General features: G+C 34.9%; 18 protein-coding genes. 14 read left to right on the top strand and 4 right to left on the bottom strand.

The genetic code is table 11. The features are described from left to right. Nucleotides 1–448: 448 nt before the first annotated feature. Nucleotides 449–1,315 carry a helix-turn-helix domain-containing protein gene (locus tag AZF04_RS17980; protein ID WP_061949954.1) on the bottom strand — a complete coding sequence of 289 codons (867 nt, stop codon included), beginning with the start codon at nt 1,313–1,315 and terminating at the stop codon, nt 449–451. 127 nt (nt 1,316–1,442) lie between these two features. Between AZF04_RS17980 and AZF04_RS17975 the strand changes: the two genes are divergently transcribed. The 8 genes from AZF04_RS17975 to pdaA all read left to right on the top strand — a co-directional run bounded on the left by AZF04_RS17975 (nt 1,443) and on the right by pdaA (nt 8,067). Next, a complete protein-coding gene (locus tag AZF04_RS17975) occupies nt 1,443–1,775 on the top strand; it encodes a UxaA family hydrolase (protein WP_061949953.1) in 333 nt (110 codons plus the stop codon). Next, nucleotides 1,775–2,935: a UxaA family hydrolase gene (locus tag AZF04_RS17970; RefSeq protein ID WP_061949952.1), complete on the top strand. Its 1,161-nt coding sequence runs from the start codon at nt 1,775–1,777 to the stop codon at nt 2,933–2,935. Before AZF04_RS17975 ends, AZF04_RS17970 begins: the two co-directional genes overlap by 1 nt. Nucleotides 2,936–2,954: 19 nt before the next feature. Beyond that, on the top strand, nt 2,955–3,749 hold the full coding sequence (locus AZF04_RS17965; protein ID WP_061949951.1) for an SDR family NAD(P)-dependent oxidoreductase: 795 nt from the start codon (nt 2,955–2,957) through the stop codon (nt 3,747–3,749). Between the two features lie 19 nt (nt 3,750–3,768). Beyond that, entirely contained in the window at nt 3,769–4,542 is a 774-nt protein-coding gene (locus tag AZF04_RS17960; RefSeq protein ID WP_061949950.1) for an SDR family NAD(P)-dependent oxidoreductase, read from the top strand. A gap of 32 nt (nt 4,543–4,574) precedes the next feature. After that, on the top strand, nt 4,575–5,492 hold the full coding sequence (locus AZF04_RS17955; RefSeq protein WP_061949949.1) for a fumarylacetoacetate hydrolase family protein: 918 nt from the start codon (nt 4,575–4,577) through the stop codon (nt 5,490–5,492). Then, nucleotides 5,479–6,309 (top strand): amidohydrolase family protein, encoded by an 831-nt coding sequence (locus AZF04_RS17950; RefSeq protein WP_061949948.1) that lies wholly within the window; start codon nt 5,479–5,481, stop codon nt 6,307–6,309. The genes AZF04_RS17955 and AZF04_RS17950 overlap by 14 nt, the downstream gene beginning before the upstream one ends. A gap of 69 nt (nt 6,310–6,378) precedes the next feature. Then, nucleotides 6,379–7,212: a hypothetical protein gene (locus AZF04_RS17945; RefSeq protein ID WP_061949947.1), complete on the top strand. Its 834-nt coding sequence runs from the start codon at nt 6,379–6,381 to the stop codon at nt 7,210–7,212. A 51-nt stretch (nt 7,213–7,263) separates the two neighbouring features. Next, nucleotides 7,264–8,067 (top strand): delta-lactam-biosynthetic de-N-acetylase, encoded by an 804-nt coding sequence (gene pdaA, locus AZF04_RS17940; protein WP_235600026.1) that lies wholly within the window; start codon nt 7,264–7,266, stop codon nt 8,065–8,067. A gap of 157 nt (nt 8,068–8,224) precedes the next feature. Here the strand turns inward: pdaA and AZF04_RS17935 are convergent, their stop codons facing one another. Beyond that, nucleotides 8,225–8,587, bottom strand: coding sequence for a hypothetical protein (locus tag AZF04_RS17935; protein WP_045489614.1), 363 nt, complete (start codon nt 8,585–8,587; stop codon nt 8,225–8,227). Nucleotides 8,588–8,770: 183 nt separating this feature from the next. Between AZF04_RS17935 and rlmD the strand changes: the two genes are divergently transcribed. Both rlmD and AZF04_RS17925 read left to right on the top strand, forming a co-directional pair. Beyond that, nucleotides 8,771–10,180 (top strand): 23S rRNA (uracil(1939)-C(5))-methyltransferase RlmD, encoded by a 1,410-nt coding sequence (gene rlmD, locus AZF04_RS17930; protein WP_061949946.1) that lies wholly within the window; start codon nt 8,771–8,773, stop codon nt 10,178–10,180. A 193-nt stretch (nt 10,181–10,373) separates the two neighbouring features. Then, on the top strand, nt 10,374–10,757 hold the full coding sequence (locus AZF04_RS17925; RefSeq protein WP_061949945.1) for a nucleoside 2-deoxyribosyltransferase: 384 nt from the start codon (nt 10,374–10,376) through the stop codon (nt 10,755–10,757). 169 nt (nt 10,758–10,926) lie between these two features. Here the strand turns inward: AZF04_RS17925 and AZF04_RS17920 are convergent, their stop codons facing one another. Next, nucleotides 10,927–11,208 carry a hypothetical protein gene (locus AZF04_RS17920; protein ID WP_061949944.1) on the bottom strand — a complete coding sequence of 94 codons (282 nt, stop codon included), beginning with the start codon at nt 11,206–11,208 and terminating at the stop codon, nt 10,927–10,929. Nucleotides 11,209–11,290: 82 nt separating this feature from the next. Beyond that, nucleotides 11,291–11,650 (bottom strand): hypothetical protein, encoded by a 360-nt coding sequence (locus AZF04_RS17915; RefSeq protein WP_412459218.1) that lies wholly within the window; start codon nt 11,648–11,650, stop codon nt 11,291–11,293. Between the two features lie 214 nt (nt 11,651–11,864). On the opposite strand from AZF04_RS17915, the gene AZF04_RS17910 reads away from it, so the two are divergent. The 4 genes from AZF04_RS17910 to AZF04_RS17895 all read left to right on the top strand — a co-directional run bounded on the left by AZF04_RS17910 (nt 11,865) and on the right by AZF04_RS17895 (nt 15,250). Beyond that, complete coding sequence (locus tag AZF04_RS17910; protein ID WP_061949943.1) at nt 11,865–12,545, top strand: response regulator transcription factor; 681 nt, start codon at nt 11,865–11,867, stop codon at nt 12,543–12,545. 93 nt (nt 12,546–12,638) lie between these two features. Further along, nucleotides 12,639–13,571 carry an ATP-binding cassette domain-containing protein gene (locus AZF04_RS17905; protein ID WP_061949942.1) on the top strand — a complete coding sequence of 311 codons (933 nt, stop codon included), beginning with the start codon at nt 12,639–12,641 and terminating at the stop codon, nt 13,569–13,571. Next, nucleotides 13,549–14,301 (top strand): ABC transporter permease, encoded by a 753-nt coding sequence (locus AZF04_RS17900; RefSeq protein WP_061949941.1) that lies wholly within the window; start codon nt 13,549–13,551, stop codon nt 14,299–14,301. The genes AZF04_RS17905 and AZF04_RS17900 overlap by 23 nt, the downstream gene beginning before the upstream one ends. A gap of 22 nt (nt 14,302–14,323) precedes the next feature. After that, nucleotides 14,324–15,250, top strand: a complete 927-nt coding sequence (locus AZF04_RS17895; protein ID WP_061949940.1) for a sensor histidine kinase — start codon at nt 14,324–14,326, stop codon at nt 15,248–15,250. Nucleotides 15,251–16,159: the final 909 nt, after the last annotated feature.

The following is a 16,159-nucleotide window of genomic DNA, read 5'->3' as shown; positions in this document are numbered from 1 at the left end:
AATTCACTCGTAGATTGAAACGGTAGGTAGTGACTCCCAAAGGATAAGCGCCGTTTTAAGAGATCCACTCTGACCAAGCTCAGCGTAGTCGGAGTTAGCTGAAGACAAGCCCTTGGGAAAGCATCTACCTAAAGTGAAAATCAAAACCTAATCGCACCGTCTTCATTAAAAGATAGAAAGGATGAAGTGGATTTAAGTGAATAAAACCGACCATTCATTATAAAAATGGCCTCGCTATTTATGATCAGCTCATAGATTGAAACGGTAGGTAGTGACTCCCAAAGGATCAGCGCAGTGTGAAGATCCACTCTGACGAAGCCCTGCGTAGTAAGAGTTAGCTGAAGACAAGCCCTTGGGAAAGCATCTACCTAAAGTGGAAATCAAAAACCTAATCGCTCGGTTTTCATTAAAAGATAGAAATGATGAAATGGGTTCAAATTTAAAAATTTTACATTTCTATTTTTCGATATTGAGAAGGAGTCATTTTAGTGTGCTTTTTAAAGGTTCTATAAAAATGAGGAAGGCTCGTAAAGCCACATTTTTCGGCAATAATTGATATCGTTTCATCATCATTTTTTAATAGCTCTTTTGCATATAAGATTCTTTTAGTTGTAATAAAATCAGTAACATTCATGCCTATTTGCTGTTTAAATACACGACTAAAATGAGCCTTAGAGACGGAAAAGATCGTTGATAAACTTTCTAAGCTCAGTGGTGAATCTAAATGTTGACTAATATAAATGACGGAATCCTTTAACCAACTTGGTTTTGGAGTATGAAATGATGCGGCTAAGGAATCATGATGACTCAGCTGACAATGACGTTTAAGATGTAAAAGAATTAATTGTAACCATAGTAGCATTCCTTGAATACGGTCACTACTTTCTAATATATATTCGCTATTTAAGTTTTCTAAAAAGTGAGCAAACTTTTTTACAGCATCTGTTTCTAAAATATAAAGATATTGTTGATGAGTTTTTGATTGTTTAAATATATTTAAAAAACGATGATCAAATGTATAGTTAGATAAGTGAAGCATGGCAGGACTAAAATAAAGAACCGTTGAGGTAAGTGGGTCTAAGGAATTGGGTAATGTTCGATGAATCGTATTACTTGGGATGAGAATGAGAACATTTTTTTTTATTTCATAGAATGTTTGATCGATAAAGATACTCCCACTTCCACTATGTATCCAGATGATTTCTAACCAATCATGACTATGTTCAGGCAATTCGTGTTGGACATTTTTGGTTTGATCATAATAAATAGAAAAGGGTAATGAGCTTCTTGCAGAAAAATCATTCATAAATGCCATCCAAATTCCCCCTTCTCGCATTATATCAATATTAAGTATAAAAAACGCAATTTTTGCAATTTTTATACTCTTTTTATCATGATAAAATATAAAGAGTATAGAAGCAAGTTAGAAAGAGGGTTCTGATATGGAAAATGCTTTTACTCATTCCAAAGTAAATGGTGTGGTGATGAAAAAAAATGATAACGTTATCACTCTTTTAAATGATATAAAAAAAGGAGAAAAAGTAATCTTTTTTATAAATGAAAGTTATAAAGAGATTGAAGCAAAAGAAGAGGTTCCTTTTGGACACAAACTATCTTTAGTAGAAATTCAAGAGGGAGAGATTATTAGAAAATATGGAGAGTCTATAGGGAAGGCTACTATTCGTATACAAAGTGGTTATCATGTTCATACTCATAATTTGATCGGAATGCGTGGTCGAGGAGATCAAAAAGATGAACAGAAAAGGGGATTATAATGACTAAGCTTAATGGATATGTAAGAAGTAACGGTAGTGTGGGGCTTCGTAATCATTTATTACTATTACCAACCGTTATATGTGCAAATCAAGTAGTCAATCGAATTGCGCAGCAGGTACAAGATAGTATCGCTATTCCACATCAGCATGGCTGTAGTCAAGTAGGTGAGGATAAAGAAAGAACTCATCAAGTTTTAGTAGGAATGGGTAGAAACCCTAATGTTGGAGCTGTCTTAGTTGTCAGTTTAGGCTGTGAGGTCATTAATGCTAAAGAGGTTCGCGATGAAATTGCAGAAGCTGGAAAACCAGTTATCTGGATAGATATCCAAGAAGAAGGAGGCACGATCAAGGCTATTCAAAAAGGAACGGACATTGCTAGGAAACTATTGAAAGATATTGAAAGCTTGCAAAGAGTTCCCATTTCATTGTCAGATTTAATAGTAGGAGTCAAGTGTGGGGGCTCAGATGCGACATCAGGCCTTTGTAGCAATCCAGCATTAGGAAATGCAGCAGATAAGCTGATTGCCAATGAAGGAACGGTCGTGATGGGAGAAACGACCGAAATCATAGGGGCTGAACATTTGTTAGCCAACCGCGCAGTGAATACTGAAGTCAAACAAAAGCTTTATCAATCTGTTGAAAGGTTTGAAAAAGAGATTGAAAGAATGGGAGTCGATATGAGGGGAGGTAACCCAAGCCCAGGTAATATAGCAGGAGGATTATCGACGATTGAAGAAAAATCTCTTGGGTGCATAAGTAAAGGTGGTCATGCTCCCTTACAGGGAGTTGTAGAATATGCAACAGAAATTCCGAAAAAGGGCTTTTATTTTATGGATTCGCCTGGTAATGATATTGAATGTGTAACAGGTATGGCAGCAGCTGGTGTGACAATGGTTTGTTTTACAACGGGAAGAGGCACCCCCACAGGAAATCCTATTATTCCAGTTATTAAGATATCGGGTAATGAAATAATCTCTCGAAAAATGCAAGATAATATTGATATTGACGTTAGTGAAGTTTTAATTGGAAAATTAAGCCTAGAAGAAGCAGGTCGTGTTATATTCAACGAAATAGTCGAAGTGGCGAACGGAAAACAGACGAAGGCAGAAGTGCTAGGTCACCAAGAATTTAGTATTAGCAGAATTGGAATAAGCTTATAAAGGAGAAGGAGGAAGGGACTTGGGGCGTTTACAAAATAAAATAGCACTAGTCACAGGTGGAAATCGGGGCATAGGTGAGGCGATCGTATTAAGGTTAGCTGAAGAGGGAGCTCATGTTGCGATTAATTATTATAGTGACGAGCATGAGGAACAGGCTAAAGAAGTAAAGAATAAAGTAGAAACACTAGGGAGAAAAGCTTTCACTGTGAGAGCGGATGTTGGAAAGAAATCAGAGGTAGACCAGATGTTTGAAATGATTGAGGCAGAGCTCGGTGAAGTTCAAATACTAGTTAATAATGCAGGAGTAGCCCCATTTGAAACGTTTTTGGAGCTAACAGAGGAGTTGTGGGACCAAACTTTTGATACAAATGTGAAAGGAATGTTTTTTACTTCTCAATTAGCAGCGAAAAAAATGCTACAAAAAAAATACGGGAAAATTATTAACATTTTATCAACAGCAAGCTTGATGGTTACAAGTCCTGTTATTCCTCATTATCAAGCTTCGAAAGCAGCTGGTCATATGCTAACAAAAGGAATGGCTATTGAATTAGGAAAATTTAATATAAATGTAAATGCAGTTGGGCCGAGTACGATTGATACTGATATGTGTACAGATTTTTTATCAAGCCCAGGAATGAGGGAAAAGGAAATAGAGGCAAATCCTATGAAAAGGTTAGGAACAGCTAAACAAATAGGGGATGCTGTCATCTTTTTGGCATCTGAAGAAGCACAGCAAATTAATGGTCATTTATTAATGGTCGATGGAGGATTAACGGTAAAAGCTGCGCAGCCTGATGATCATCTAAATCATTAACTGAATAAGGAGGCAAAAAATGAGATTAAAAGATAAAGTAATCTTAATTACAGGAGCTGGCTCTGGCATTGGGAAATGTTCTGCGAAAAGGTTTGCGGAGGAAGGTGCTATTGTAATAGTTAATGATTTAAATAAAGAGGCGGGCGAGACAACCATTAATGAAATAAGAGAAATTCATCAACAAGCTTGGTTTGTTCAGGCTGATGTGACTAATCCACTACAAGTGCAAGAAATGATTGAGAGTGTCGTTTCTAAGCACGGACGAATAGATGTACTATTTAATAATGCTGGAATAAGTGGGGTGGGGAAGCTTCATGAATTAAATGTTAAGGATTGGAACAGAACGCTTGATGTGAATATAAATGGTGTCATGCTTCCTTGTAAATATGCTTTGCCATTTATGATGAGACAACGTAACGGGGTCATTATTAATATGTCCTCCTGTATAGCAGAAATAGGGCTTGCTAGCCGTGCCTCATATGCCACATCAAAAGGTGCTATCTTGTCGTTAACAAAATCACTACAGGTAGATTACGCCGCTTACAATATACGAATTAACGCTATATTACCAGGAACCATTATGACACCATTTGTTGAAGAATATTTGAAAACATCTTATGACGATCCAGATTTAGCTATAAATAAAATAAAATCACGTCAATTAAGTGGAGAATTAGGCAAGCCAGAAGATATTGCTCATGCAGCTTTGTTTTTGGCATCAGACGAGTCCAAATTTATGATGGGTTCACCGCTTTATATCGATGGTGGGGTTGTTTTTGGGAAAGACGCATAAGCGAATGGATTATTTAGGAGGAGGAAGAAAAAATGAAATTATTAAATTTTAATAAAAAAGGTCAACAAGCTTTTGGGGTTAAGAAGGATGGTTCCATTATTGATATAGAAGAGGCTTTAAAGGTTCATAAAAGGGATCAAATTTCAACGAATCTATTGGATTTAATATCAAGTGGAAAAGAAGGGTTATTCGCATTTGAAAATTTCTTGGCAGAATTACCGATGCAAGACGAATATTTACTGAAAGAAGAGGATATTCAATGGGAACCTTGTCTAACAAGGCCAAGTAAGATTATTTGTGTGGGCCTTAATTACCGAAAGCATGCAGATGAGACGGATTCACCTTATCCAAAAGTACCGATCCTTTTTAATAAATTCAACAATACTTTAACAGGGCACCTTTGTGAAATTGAAATTCCTAATGTTACCAACGAACTTGACTATGAAGTAGAGCTTGGTGTGGTAATAGGAAAAAAAGCGAAAAATGTGAAGCAGAAAGATGCCTTAGATTACATATTTGGTTATTGTACAGCGAATGACTTATCAGCTAGAGACTTACAGATGAAAACACCTCAATGGCTATTAGGAAAATCCTGTGATGATTTTAGTCCAATAGGACCTTACCTTGTTACGGCTGATGAGGTAGGAAACCCTAATCAGTTGCAGCTAAAAACCTATGTCAATGGAGAAATACGACAAGATTCTAATACTTCAGATATGATATTTTCAGTAGATGAGGTGGTTAGCTATATATCTACCTATATGACTTTAATGCCCGGTGATATTATATTAACAGGTACTCCAGAGGGTGTCGTTTTAGGATATCCTAAAGAGAAGCAAATATATATTAAACCAGGTGATGAGGTGACGGTTGAAATAGAAAAAGTAGGTAAGCTAACGAATGTTTTTAAGGAGGAGAAATTGTGGAGGGAAAGCGATGAAAATAGATAGCCATCATCATTTTTGGCAATACAATAAGGGCGAATTTCCATGGATAGATGAATCTATGCTGTCTTTAAGAAGGGATTTCTTTCCTAAAGAACTTTTATCCCTTTTAAAATCGAAAAACTTTGATGGAAGTATAGTCGTTCAAGCTAGACAAACGTTAGAAGAGACCAAATGGTTGCTTGATTTAGCTGAACAGAATGAATTTATAAAGGGAGTGGTAGGTTGGGTTGATTTATGTTCGTCAGATATAGACCAGCAGCTCCAAACATTTAGTGTATCACCTTATTTTAAAGGAGTTAGGCACGTTCTCCATGATGAGGAAAATGACCGCTTTATGCTTCGTAACGATTTTAAAAGAGGCATTCATGCACTACAAAAATATGATTTAACGTATGATTTACTCGTTTTTCCTAAGCACCTTCCTTATGCTATAGAACTTGTTAAAGAGTTACCAGAGCAAAGATTCGTTCTGGACCATATTGGTAAGCCTTTCATCAAGGATCAAGTGCTGTCACCTTGGAAAGAAAATATAAAAAGGTTAGCGGAGCACAAAAATGTTTTTGTTAAATTGTCTGGAATGGTCACTGAAGCCAGTTGGAATAATTGGGAGCAGAATGATTTTGAGTTATATTTGGCGACCATTTTAGAAGAGTTTGGATCTGATAGATGCATGATCGGGTCAGATTGGCCAGTTTGTACGGTAAGTGCTTCATATGAAAAGACTATTGATTTAGTCCTTGACTATATGAAATTACATGCTCCCAAAGGCATAGAAGATATAGCTGGAAAAACGTGTACAAATTTCTATAAAATAGTGTAATATCGATGAAATTCTCCTTCAATTATTGTAGTGTATTAGTTGTATACAATAAAGAGGGGAGAGAGACTCGTGCTTTATGAACAATTACAAAGAAAAAGAGCGAAGAGATTTTATATAATCGGTCATATATTGATTGTTAGTTTTATCGTTTGTATCGCTATTATGATTTGGACGGATATTGGTGACGTAGGGTTTTGGGTGAATGCTATTTTGTATTTGGGGATGTCTGGTTTTTCATCCTACATCGGAGCAGCATGGATGAATTACTTAGCGAAACAAAGTGCTGATTCAGTTAAATTTGCAGAATTAGACTTCTCTACGGTAAAGCTTTTGGAAATGAGTCGAGTAATGGCGATGCGAGAAACATTTTGGCGCTATCGCATTCATTTTTTTACTTTAACGGGAAATAGAATTGCTTTTGCCGAGGAGCAAAATAATAGACGTTTTCGCGGGCTTTTACCGCTAGTTAGAATCCTTCAATTACGCATTTGGTTACCAATGGATTATCAATTTTACATATCAGAAACACTTTCCTATAGATTAAAAAAAGAAACTGGACTTAAGCCTTTTATCCTTTACGATCAAGATCATCAAGTAATCGCTAGGTTAACGTATAAGTGGTATGAAATTATCCGATTGAAGCTTCATATTGAAGACGAAAATGGTAAAAAAATCGCGTTATTAGATGGTGAAATATTAGGCAACTACATTAGAGTAATCGATGAAAAGGATGGGGGAAATTGGATAGAAGTTAAAACGGGTGGAGTTCCTCTAGAAGCAATGGCTCGCTTTCCACAGGGTGGGAACATTATAGATATTAATCAGAGCCTTTCAGAAAAAAATAAAGTAATTGCTTTCTCTAGTATCATTGCTGTGCATTCATTCTACGATTTACAAGAATAAATATCCTTCCTAAGGTAAAACTATACCAAAAAAAGAGGGAGAATGATCATTTTGAATGTAAAAGGAAGCTATATTCTTTTTATTTTTTTGGTAGTAGTAGCACTCATTGCACCTTCCTATAGCTTAGCCGCAAATAATCAGAGCTATAATTGGAGCTATAAGCCTGAGAAAAATAATCAACCAGTTACGACAGAAGATAAGTATTTAGAGTTGTTAGCTAAAACAGATGGGATTTTCATCGGAAATACTGAAAGAAAGAAACTATATTTAACATTTGATAATGGTTATGAAAATGGATTTACAGAAGATGTATTAGATGTTTTAAAAGAGAACCAAGTTCCGGCTGCTTTTTTTATTACTGGACATTATTTAGAAACAGCTCCTGATTTAGTGAAACGAATGGTCGAAGAAGGTCATATTGTCGGTAATCATTCTTGGCACCATCCTAGCCTACCTGCAGTAGGTGATGGCGAATTAACAGAGGAATTAAATTCAGTGAAGGAAAAATTTACCGAGTTAACAGGTGTAAAAGAGATGAATTATTTAAGACCACCTCGAGGAGAATTTAGTGAACGCTCATTAACTCTTTCAAATAAGCTTGGTTATACGAATGTATTTTGGTCACTTGCTTATAAAGATTGGGATGTCAACGACCAAAAGGGTGGGCAATATGCCTTTGAGCAAATCATGAAACGAATCCATCCCGGAGCTATTATGCTAATACATTCGGTTTCATCTGATAATGCCGAAGCTCTACCTAAAGTTATAGAAGAAGCAAAAAAGCAAGGATATTCATTTGAAAGCCTTGATGAATTAATGTTTGAACGTCAGATGAATGAATGGCCACTACCATAAAAAAGAGGCTATAGATTGGTTTGGAACTGTCTAAAGAAGGTACCTTCGCTTTCGGTAGCGTTTGGGTATTTCTCGAAGTTATTCAACTATAGATAAAAACAAACGACAAACCTTCCTCATTTTTAGGAATGTTTGTCGTTTTAATCGGTCTATTCACCTAATGTACCATACACTCTTGACCTATTGCCTTAGCAATGGTTTCTAGTGTACTAACATCTGTTACATCAAATGCAATTGGCTGTAAGCTTCGAACGACCAATAAACCTATTTCTTCTTCTGATTCGTTAAGAATAGGGAATTTAAGCTCACCATTACAATCCCAGCGCAAATCATTTTCTAATGATGAAGCGGCTGCTAGTCGATGATCTAAATGCTCATACAGGTATATACCTACCCAATCAATATAAGGAACATTATGGACTAAGCTATGAACAGTTTTTTCATAAATAGATTGAATTCCCTTTTTACGATAGACTTCCGCCATAATTTGTAATGATGCAACATCTGTAGCAATTGACACAATCAATCTCTCCTCAAAAAACGGTTTCTCTTAATTTCTTTATAGACTTTTCCTTGTAAGCAAGTTCATTAAAAGCCTTTTCTCGTTCATTGTAACAAAAAAATAAGGCATACTGGTCTAGAAAGTTTAGGAAGTTTCCTTTCATGTTATAATAGAGGCGCATAAGGACGGTGTTAAGAAATAATGAAAAACAATCAATTTACAAAAAACAAAAATAAAGGGGACATTACGCTTGAAATAGGGCAGCGGATTCCTTTAACGATAAAAAGACTCGGGATTAATGGAGAAGGAGTAGGCTATTTCAAAAGGAAGGTCGTATTTGTTCCAGGTGCCTTGCCGAATGAAGAAATTGTAGCAGAAGTTACAAAGGCTGGAGAGCGATTTACAGAAGCCAAAATAAAAAAAATTCGTAAATCATCAAATGAAAGAATAACAGCACCTTGTCCGATTTATGAGCAATGTGGGGGTTGTCAGCTTCAGCATATGAACTATGAAGCCACTTTAAAAGCCAAAAAAGATATCATGATCCAAGCCTTTGAAAGACATTCGAAGATTTCAAAAGGAGATTTGAAAATAAAAGAGACAATAGGTATGGAGGACCCATGGTATTATCGTAATAAGAGCCAAATGCAAGTTGGGAAGAAAGGAAATAAAGTCATTGCCGGATTATATGCAATGAATTCCCATGAGCTCATTGATCTCTCAGAATGTATGGTTCAGCATAAGACAGCCAATAAAGTTACTCAAGTAATGAAGCAAATATTGGCAGATTTACAAATCTCCATATATGACGAAAGAAAAAGAAAAGGACTTATTCGGACGATTGTGACGAGAGTAGGCTTCGAAAGTGGACAAGTTCAGGTTGTGCTAGTAACAACTGATGCAAACATCCCAAAATTAAACCTTCTTAAGGAAGAGGTCCAAAAAAGGTTACCAGAGGTTTCATCGTTTCAGCTTAATATTAATAATAAAAAAACATCGCTAGTTTTTGGCGAAGCTATTGTACATCTTGATGGTGAAGAAGTAATCGAAGAGACCTTAGGCGATATATCTTTTTCTTTATCCGCACGGGCATTTTTCCAGTTAAACCCTGTACAAACGACAAAGCTTTATAATGAAGCAAAAAAAGCAGCCAAATTAACCGGTAAGGAAAAAGTGGTCGATGCTTATTGTGGCGTTGGAACCATTGGACTTTGGTTAGCAGAAGATGCAGGTGAAGTTAGAGGGATGGATGTTATTGCTTCGTCTATTGAAGATGCGAGAGAAAATGCAAAAAGGCATGGATATCAGCATATGAGGTATGAGGTCGGAACAGCAGAAAAATGGTTACCGCAATGGATTAACGAAGGGTGGAAGCCGGATGTAGTAGTTGTCGACCCTCCGCGTTCAGGCTGTGACCCCCAATTACTTCAAGCGATTATTCAAGCAAAACCAAAGCGGGTTGTATATGTATCCTGTAATCCATCCACTTTGGCTAAAGATATTGAAATTTTAAGAAAAAAAGGCTATAAGATTAATCAGCTTCAGCCCGTCGACATGTTCCCTTGGACTTCTCAGGTGGAAAGTGTGACAGAATTGACATTGAAGGTGTAGCCCTTAAAATAAGTCGTTTCATTTAATCCGCGTTTGTTTCAATACGAACGTGGTTTTTTTAGATCATTTCATCTGATTTTTATCATTTTCTCAAACGTTGCAAATCCTGATATTAGTAGTAGATGATTTTAACGATCTATCAAATTTGGTAAGTGTTGGTGCTATAATGACCATATAAAAGGGAGGAGAGAATATGAATTTTTATATTGCTTCTAGTTTTCAAAATAAAGATACAGTCCGATACGTGAGTGAGAAGTTAAAAAAGGAAGGTCATATACATACCTATGATTGGACCCAAAATGAAAGAGCTTTAACAATAGAGAAACTAAAAGAAATAGGGCAGAATGAGAAAGATGGAGTTGGTCAATCAGATATTGTAGTTGTTATATTACCAGGAGGAAAAGGAACTCATATTGAACTAGGAATTGCCATTGGGCAAGGGAAACGGGTATACCTGTATTCACCAACAGATGATATATATAACTTTGAAACAACTAGTACGTTTTATCATTTACAAGGAGTAGAAATAGTAATTGGCTCTATTGATGATTTAATTGAAAAATTAATTTCAATATAGATATTTTCATAATTAGCTGAAGACAAGCCCTTGGAAAAGCTTCTACCTAAAGTGGAAATCAAAAACCTAATCGCTCAATTTTCATTATAAGATAGGAATGATGAAATGGATTCATATCAAAAAATAATAAGAAATAGATACTGTAAATTCTCAGGAAAAATGCTTTTTCTTATGGCTCACGAAAACCAAACATTCCGACATAGGTTATTATCAGACTGTATATGAGCAAGGTTATACTAAATATAAGTAATAGAATTCTGTAATTGTTTTTTTTCGCTAAAAATGCAGTAATCGTTCCTAACAAACTGTAAATAATTAAAACTAAGAAGAAGAAGGGTCCTGAAGTACCAAAAGATAATACATTTAATAGCTCTAGTTCATTAAACCATGTCACTAAAAACAGTATTCCAAGACCAATAAAGATGCTTGATAGTACGGAAAATAGTATCATCTAAAATTCCTCCTCTAAACTATGTATCATTTAGAAAGATTTTTATAAATTAATGAATCACTCAGTCATAAAGATTTAAACATTACGGGCCAAAATCAATCTGACCAGTAAACAATAGGATAAGAACGACCACCCAGAATATAAAGAAAGATGAGGAAAGGATAAGAGCTATAACAGGGATTACTTTCTTCTCTGTTTTTTTCAGTATACCAATTATAGATAAGATAATCCCAGCACCAGTAAGGAAAAAAGTAATATAATCACCAAGTAAACTACCTATATTTGCAATTCTTGTTGGTGTGATAAAAACAATAAAGAAGCAAATAATACCAATAGTAAGTGCAAGATAACTAATAGTACTGTGTTTTTTTGATGTTCTTATCTTATTTTCCAAATAAACACAACCTTCCAAATTTGGGTTTGAATAAATTAATTTTAACATAAATCCCCACTTTTTTAGAGGTTTATATATAGGTAAATGAGGAGGATATGGTCGCAGTGTTTATCTTGTAATTGATTCTAAAGATCTTCTATGCGCTTAATCCTTATTGTAAAATAGAAAAGCCTCTCTCCAGTCTTCATTATATGTTTATAAATTTACTAAATAGCTAAAAAGTGTAAAAATGAAAGGGAAACTAGGACAATGAGGGATGGTTATGGAAGCACATAAAAAAATATTAATTATTGAAGATGATCAGGAAATTAGCCATTTATTAAGATTAATTTTATCTAACGCAGGCTTTGATGCCATTGTTGCTTATTCTGGTACAGAAGGAATGCTACAACTTGAAAGTAATCGATTTGATTTGATTTTACTCGATTTAATGCTACCTGGATTAACAGGTGAAGAATTAATTAAGAAAATCAAACAGAGAAGTGGTATTCCGATCATTGTGATATCAGCTAAATCTAATATTGATGAAAAGGTACAAGTTTTACAATTGGGAGCAGAAGACTATATAACAAAACCCTTTCATACAAAAGAGGTTTTAGCTCGTATAGAGGTTCAACTAAGGAATTTAAAAGTAAGAAAGAACCATAACACAGAAAAGCATTGGCGAGATTTACTACTGCATACAGAGAAACGCACAGTATTCTTTAAAGGATATGAATTATCTTTAACAAATGCCGAATATGATATTTTGAATTTATTTATGAATCATCCTGAACGTGCTTTCTCCAAAAAAGAAATATATGAGAAAGTATGGAAAGGTCATTATTATGGGGATGATAATACGATTAGCGTCCATGTATCCAATATTCGTAAAAAAATCTCTCTATTTTCTTCCGATTCATACATTAAGACTGTTTGGGGGGTTGGTTTTATGCTTATTTGATTTCTTTATGATTTCTTTATGTTTTGCTTAAAGGATATTTAAGCGAGCTTAGATATAATGACAGCATAAAAGAAAGGTAAGGAGTCGAAAATCGTGAATCCAATCATTGAAACTCATCAGTTAACGAAAAAATTCAAAGAGCATCTTGTTATAAAGCCGACTAATTTTACGTTAAAAAAAGGGGAAATATGTGCTTTAATTGGTAAAAATGGAGCCGGTAAATCTACTTTCTTTAAAATGCTTTCAGGACAAATTAGTCCAAGCTCTGGAGATATTTCTTTATTTGAAAAAACAGGAAATGAACAGGAAAAAGTTAAAAAGCGTATGAGTTTTATGATTGAAACGCCAGCTTTCTCACCAGATTTTACCGCGCACCAAAACTTGGAATATTATAGAATTCAACGAGGTGTCATTGAAAAAGAGCGAATACCTCAAGTATTACAGCTAGTCGGTTTAGAGAAGGAGAAAAAGAAAAAATTTAAAGATTATTCAATGGGTATGAAGCAGAGGTTAGGAATTGCATTATGTTTGCTTAGTAGCCCTGATTGTTTAATTTTGGATGAGCCTATTAATGGGTTAGATGCAAAAGGAATAAATGAAATAAGAAGGCTTTTAGTTAAATTAAATGAAGAAAAACAAATAACGATATTAATATCTAGTCATATTTTGATGGAATTACAATTAATCGCTTCCCGTTATGTCTTTATAAAAGACGGTGAGATCGTCGAGGATATTAGTAAAGAAGAACTAGAGGAAAAAAGCCAAAAGCAAATACTAGTAAAAGTTCAAGAGCCCTCAATAGCAGCGCAAGTATTAGAAACGGTCTATCCTACCATTCAGTATAAAGTGTTAACTGAAAATACCTTGATGATTCAAAGTCATGTCAATCAGGGTGGTCATATTAATACTCTTTTAATTGAAAATGGCGTACATGTACTAGAATTTCGGATAGATACATTTAGCCTCGAGGATTATTTTTTAGAGCTTGTGGAGGGAGAGTCATATGATGAATTATCTAAGAAGTGAAAATTATCGAATCTTAAGAAAAAAAGGGATTTTCATCACAACGGCAATTGGTTTTTTTCTCATTACAGCAGCTGCAGTAGTCTTAAATATTTCCGGGCAAAGTGTTCATCATTTTCCTTATGCGAATAATAGTTTCTTTTATTCAAATGTTCTAGGTGGAGTATTTTTATTACTCACTGTTGCTTTTTTGTTTAATTTAGCTTTAACGAATCACTATGAATATAATCAAATCAAACAATCTATATCATTTGGGATTTCTCGACTCACTATTTTTTGGTCAAAGCTAATGATTTCTTGTATGTATTTTCTATCTGTATGTGTTCTCGGCCTACTGTTAGTTATAGGTTTAGGAGAGACTTTACTTGAATCGGAATCAGGTGTTGCCATTGAATTTCTTTTGGCAAGTATCAATATAATTCCTATTATTTTAAGCGGTTTTACTCTCATTCACTCTTTAAGAATGGTTAAAGTTGGTGAAATTTATATTATCTTTATTGTTTTATTTTTGTATGTATTTTCAGGACAGCTGTTACACTTATTTTTAAGAAATATTCAGGGGTTAAGTGAATTATATCAATATGCACCAGATTCTTTATTAACAGATAATCTCTTCATGTTTATGAATGGAGAAGTGCAGTTGGATATTCGTTTCTGGATAGTAGGCTTTATAATTGCTTTTGTATCACTTTTGATAGGGACGAGAACGTTTAAAAAACAAAGTATTCATTAAAAAGAAAGGTTTGTGAAATTTAATGGATAAGCTGTGGATTGTCGTAGTAATCATAACCATTCTCTTTATCATAACGAGCTATAAGCTTCTAATGTATAAATGGGAAACAAAACAAATGTCAGAGCAATTAGCATCAATTATAGAGAACTTTGGTACGAATGAATTACTTCGAACTACTACACAGCATCAAGGTTTAATAAAGCTTACAAAAAAAATAAATCAGCTCATTACATTGTATAAGCGAGATCAGCAGCTAACCGACCGAAAAGAAAAAGAAATGAAGAAAGAAATGACCAATATTTCTCATGATTTAAGAACTCCTTTAACATCCTTAAAAGGCTTTAGCGAAATGTTAAGTAATCCAAACCTATCAGAGCAGCAAAAAAAGGAGTATCTCTCCATTGTTCAAAAAAAGATAGAAAGTCTCACGCTAATGGTCGATTCGTTTTTTGAGCTTTCCCAATTGGAATCCTCAGAAAAAACCTACCATTTTGAAAAACTTAATCTATCAGAGCTAGTTATTGAGACCTTTTTACCTTTTCATAATGATTTTGAAGCTCGTAATATCAGTCTGGATATTCAGGAAAATAACACTGCCTTCATATGGGGAGATTCAAAAGCGACAAAAAGAGTTATTCTAAACCTACTACAAAATGTGTTGAGGTATGCAAAAAGCTCTGCTCGTATTGAGTACCGAGATAGCGAGCAATATATTATCTTAAAAATAATGAATGATGTGAAGGATTTTGATCAAAGAAAAATAAATAATATTTTTGATCGAACGATCACTTTGGATGAAAGTCGCTCTAATGGTCTGTTAGGGCTGGGGTTGCATATTGTTCAGCAGCTTGTAATCAATCAAAAAGGAGAGGTAAATGCTTATATAGATGAACATAATGATTTTGTAATGTCTATTCGTTTTTGCAAATTTCATGATCATTCAGCTTAAGAGCGGCCATTTGAAGGTTTCAGACCGTAGACAAAATGGGGCTGTCCTTTTGACCTCTCTCAAAGATGCGAGCACTTTTTGGGTGAATAGAACTTCCCCTTTTGACCTCTTTCATAAGTTCAGCAGCTTTTCCTTCCAATAGAGCTTCTCCTTTTGACCAATTCAATGCTGAGGCTGTCATTTCGGGCTAAATGACAGCTTCCTTTTGACTTCTTTTTGTCGAATCTTCTTTTTTCAGATGAATAGAGCTTCCCCTTTTGACCTCTTTCCTTGATGCGAGCACTTTTCGGGTGAATAGAGCTTCTTCCTTTTTGACTTCATCCCATTTTTTCGTAAATATGTCGATTTTCAGTTGGTGAAATTAATGGATGGGTGTTCCTTCAGTGTCAGTTGGTGATTATTTCAATTTCATGGTAGCGAAAACAGGCATCGCCTGCATTGAATTTTTTTCCGATCTTTTTAGGTTAGTTCAATTGCCATTCGCCGGAAAGCGTGCTCCCCAATCCCGATAGTAAGTCTCAGCATCCTAACTAATAGAAAAAAACTGTCGACTTGTCTCAGTTTATGAGAATTTGTAGACAGGGTGAAGCCATTATTTGTGGTTAAGCAAATAATTTGACATTATTTCCTCTCTTGAAGTTTAGAAAGTATAATAGAATGGGTACAATAAATTAGATACTTTCTCATTTTATCTATTTTTATTTTTACTAGAATCATTTCATCATGCATATCTTATAATGAAAACCGAACAACTTGGTTTTTGATTTCCACTATAGGTAGATGCTTTCCCAAGGGCTTGTCTTCAGCTAACTCYGACTACGCAAAGCTTCGTCAGAGTGGATCTTCAGACTGCGCTGATCCTTCGGGAGTCACTACCTACCGTTACAATCAAAGAGTGAATTCGAAAAC

The organism is Alkalihalobacillus trypoxylicola (assembly GCF_001590785.1).
Classification (GTDB): domain Bacteria; phylum Bacillota; class Bacilli; order Bacillales; family Bacillaceae_D; genus Alkalihalobacillus; species Alkalihalobacillus trypoxylicola.
This window is presented reverse-complemented; position numbering and strand designations above follow the sequence as displayed.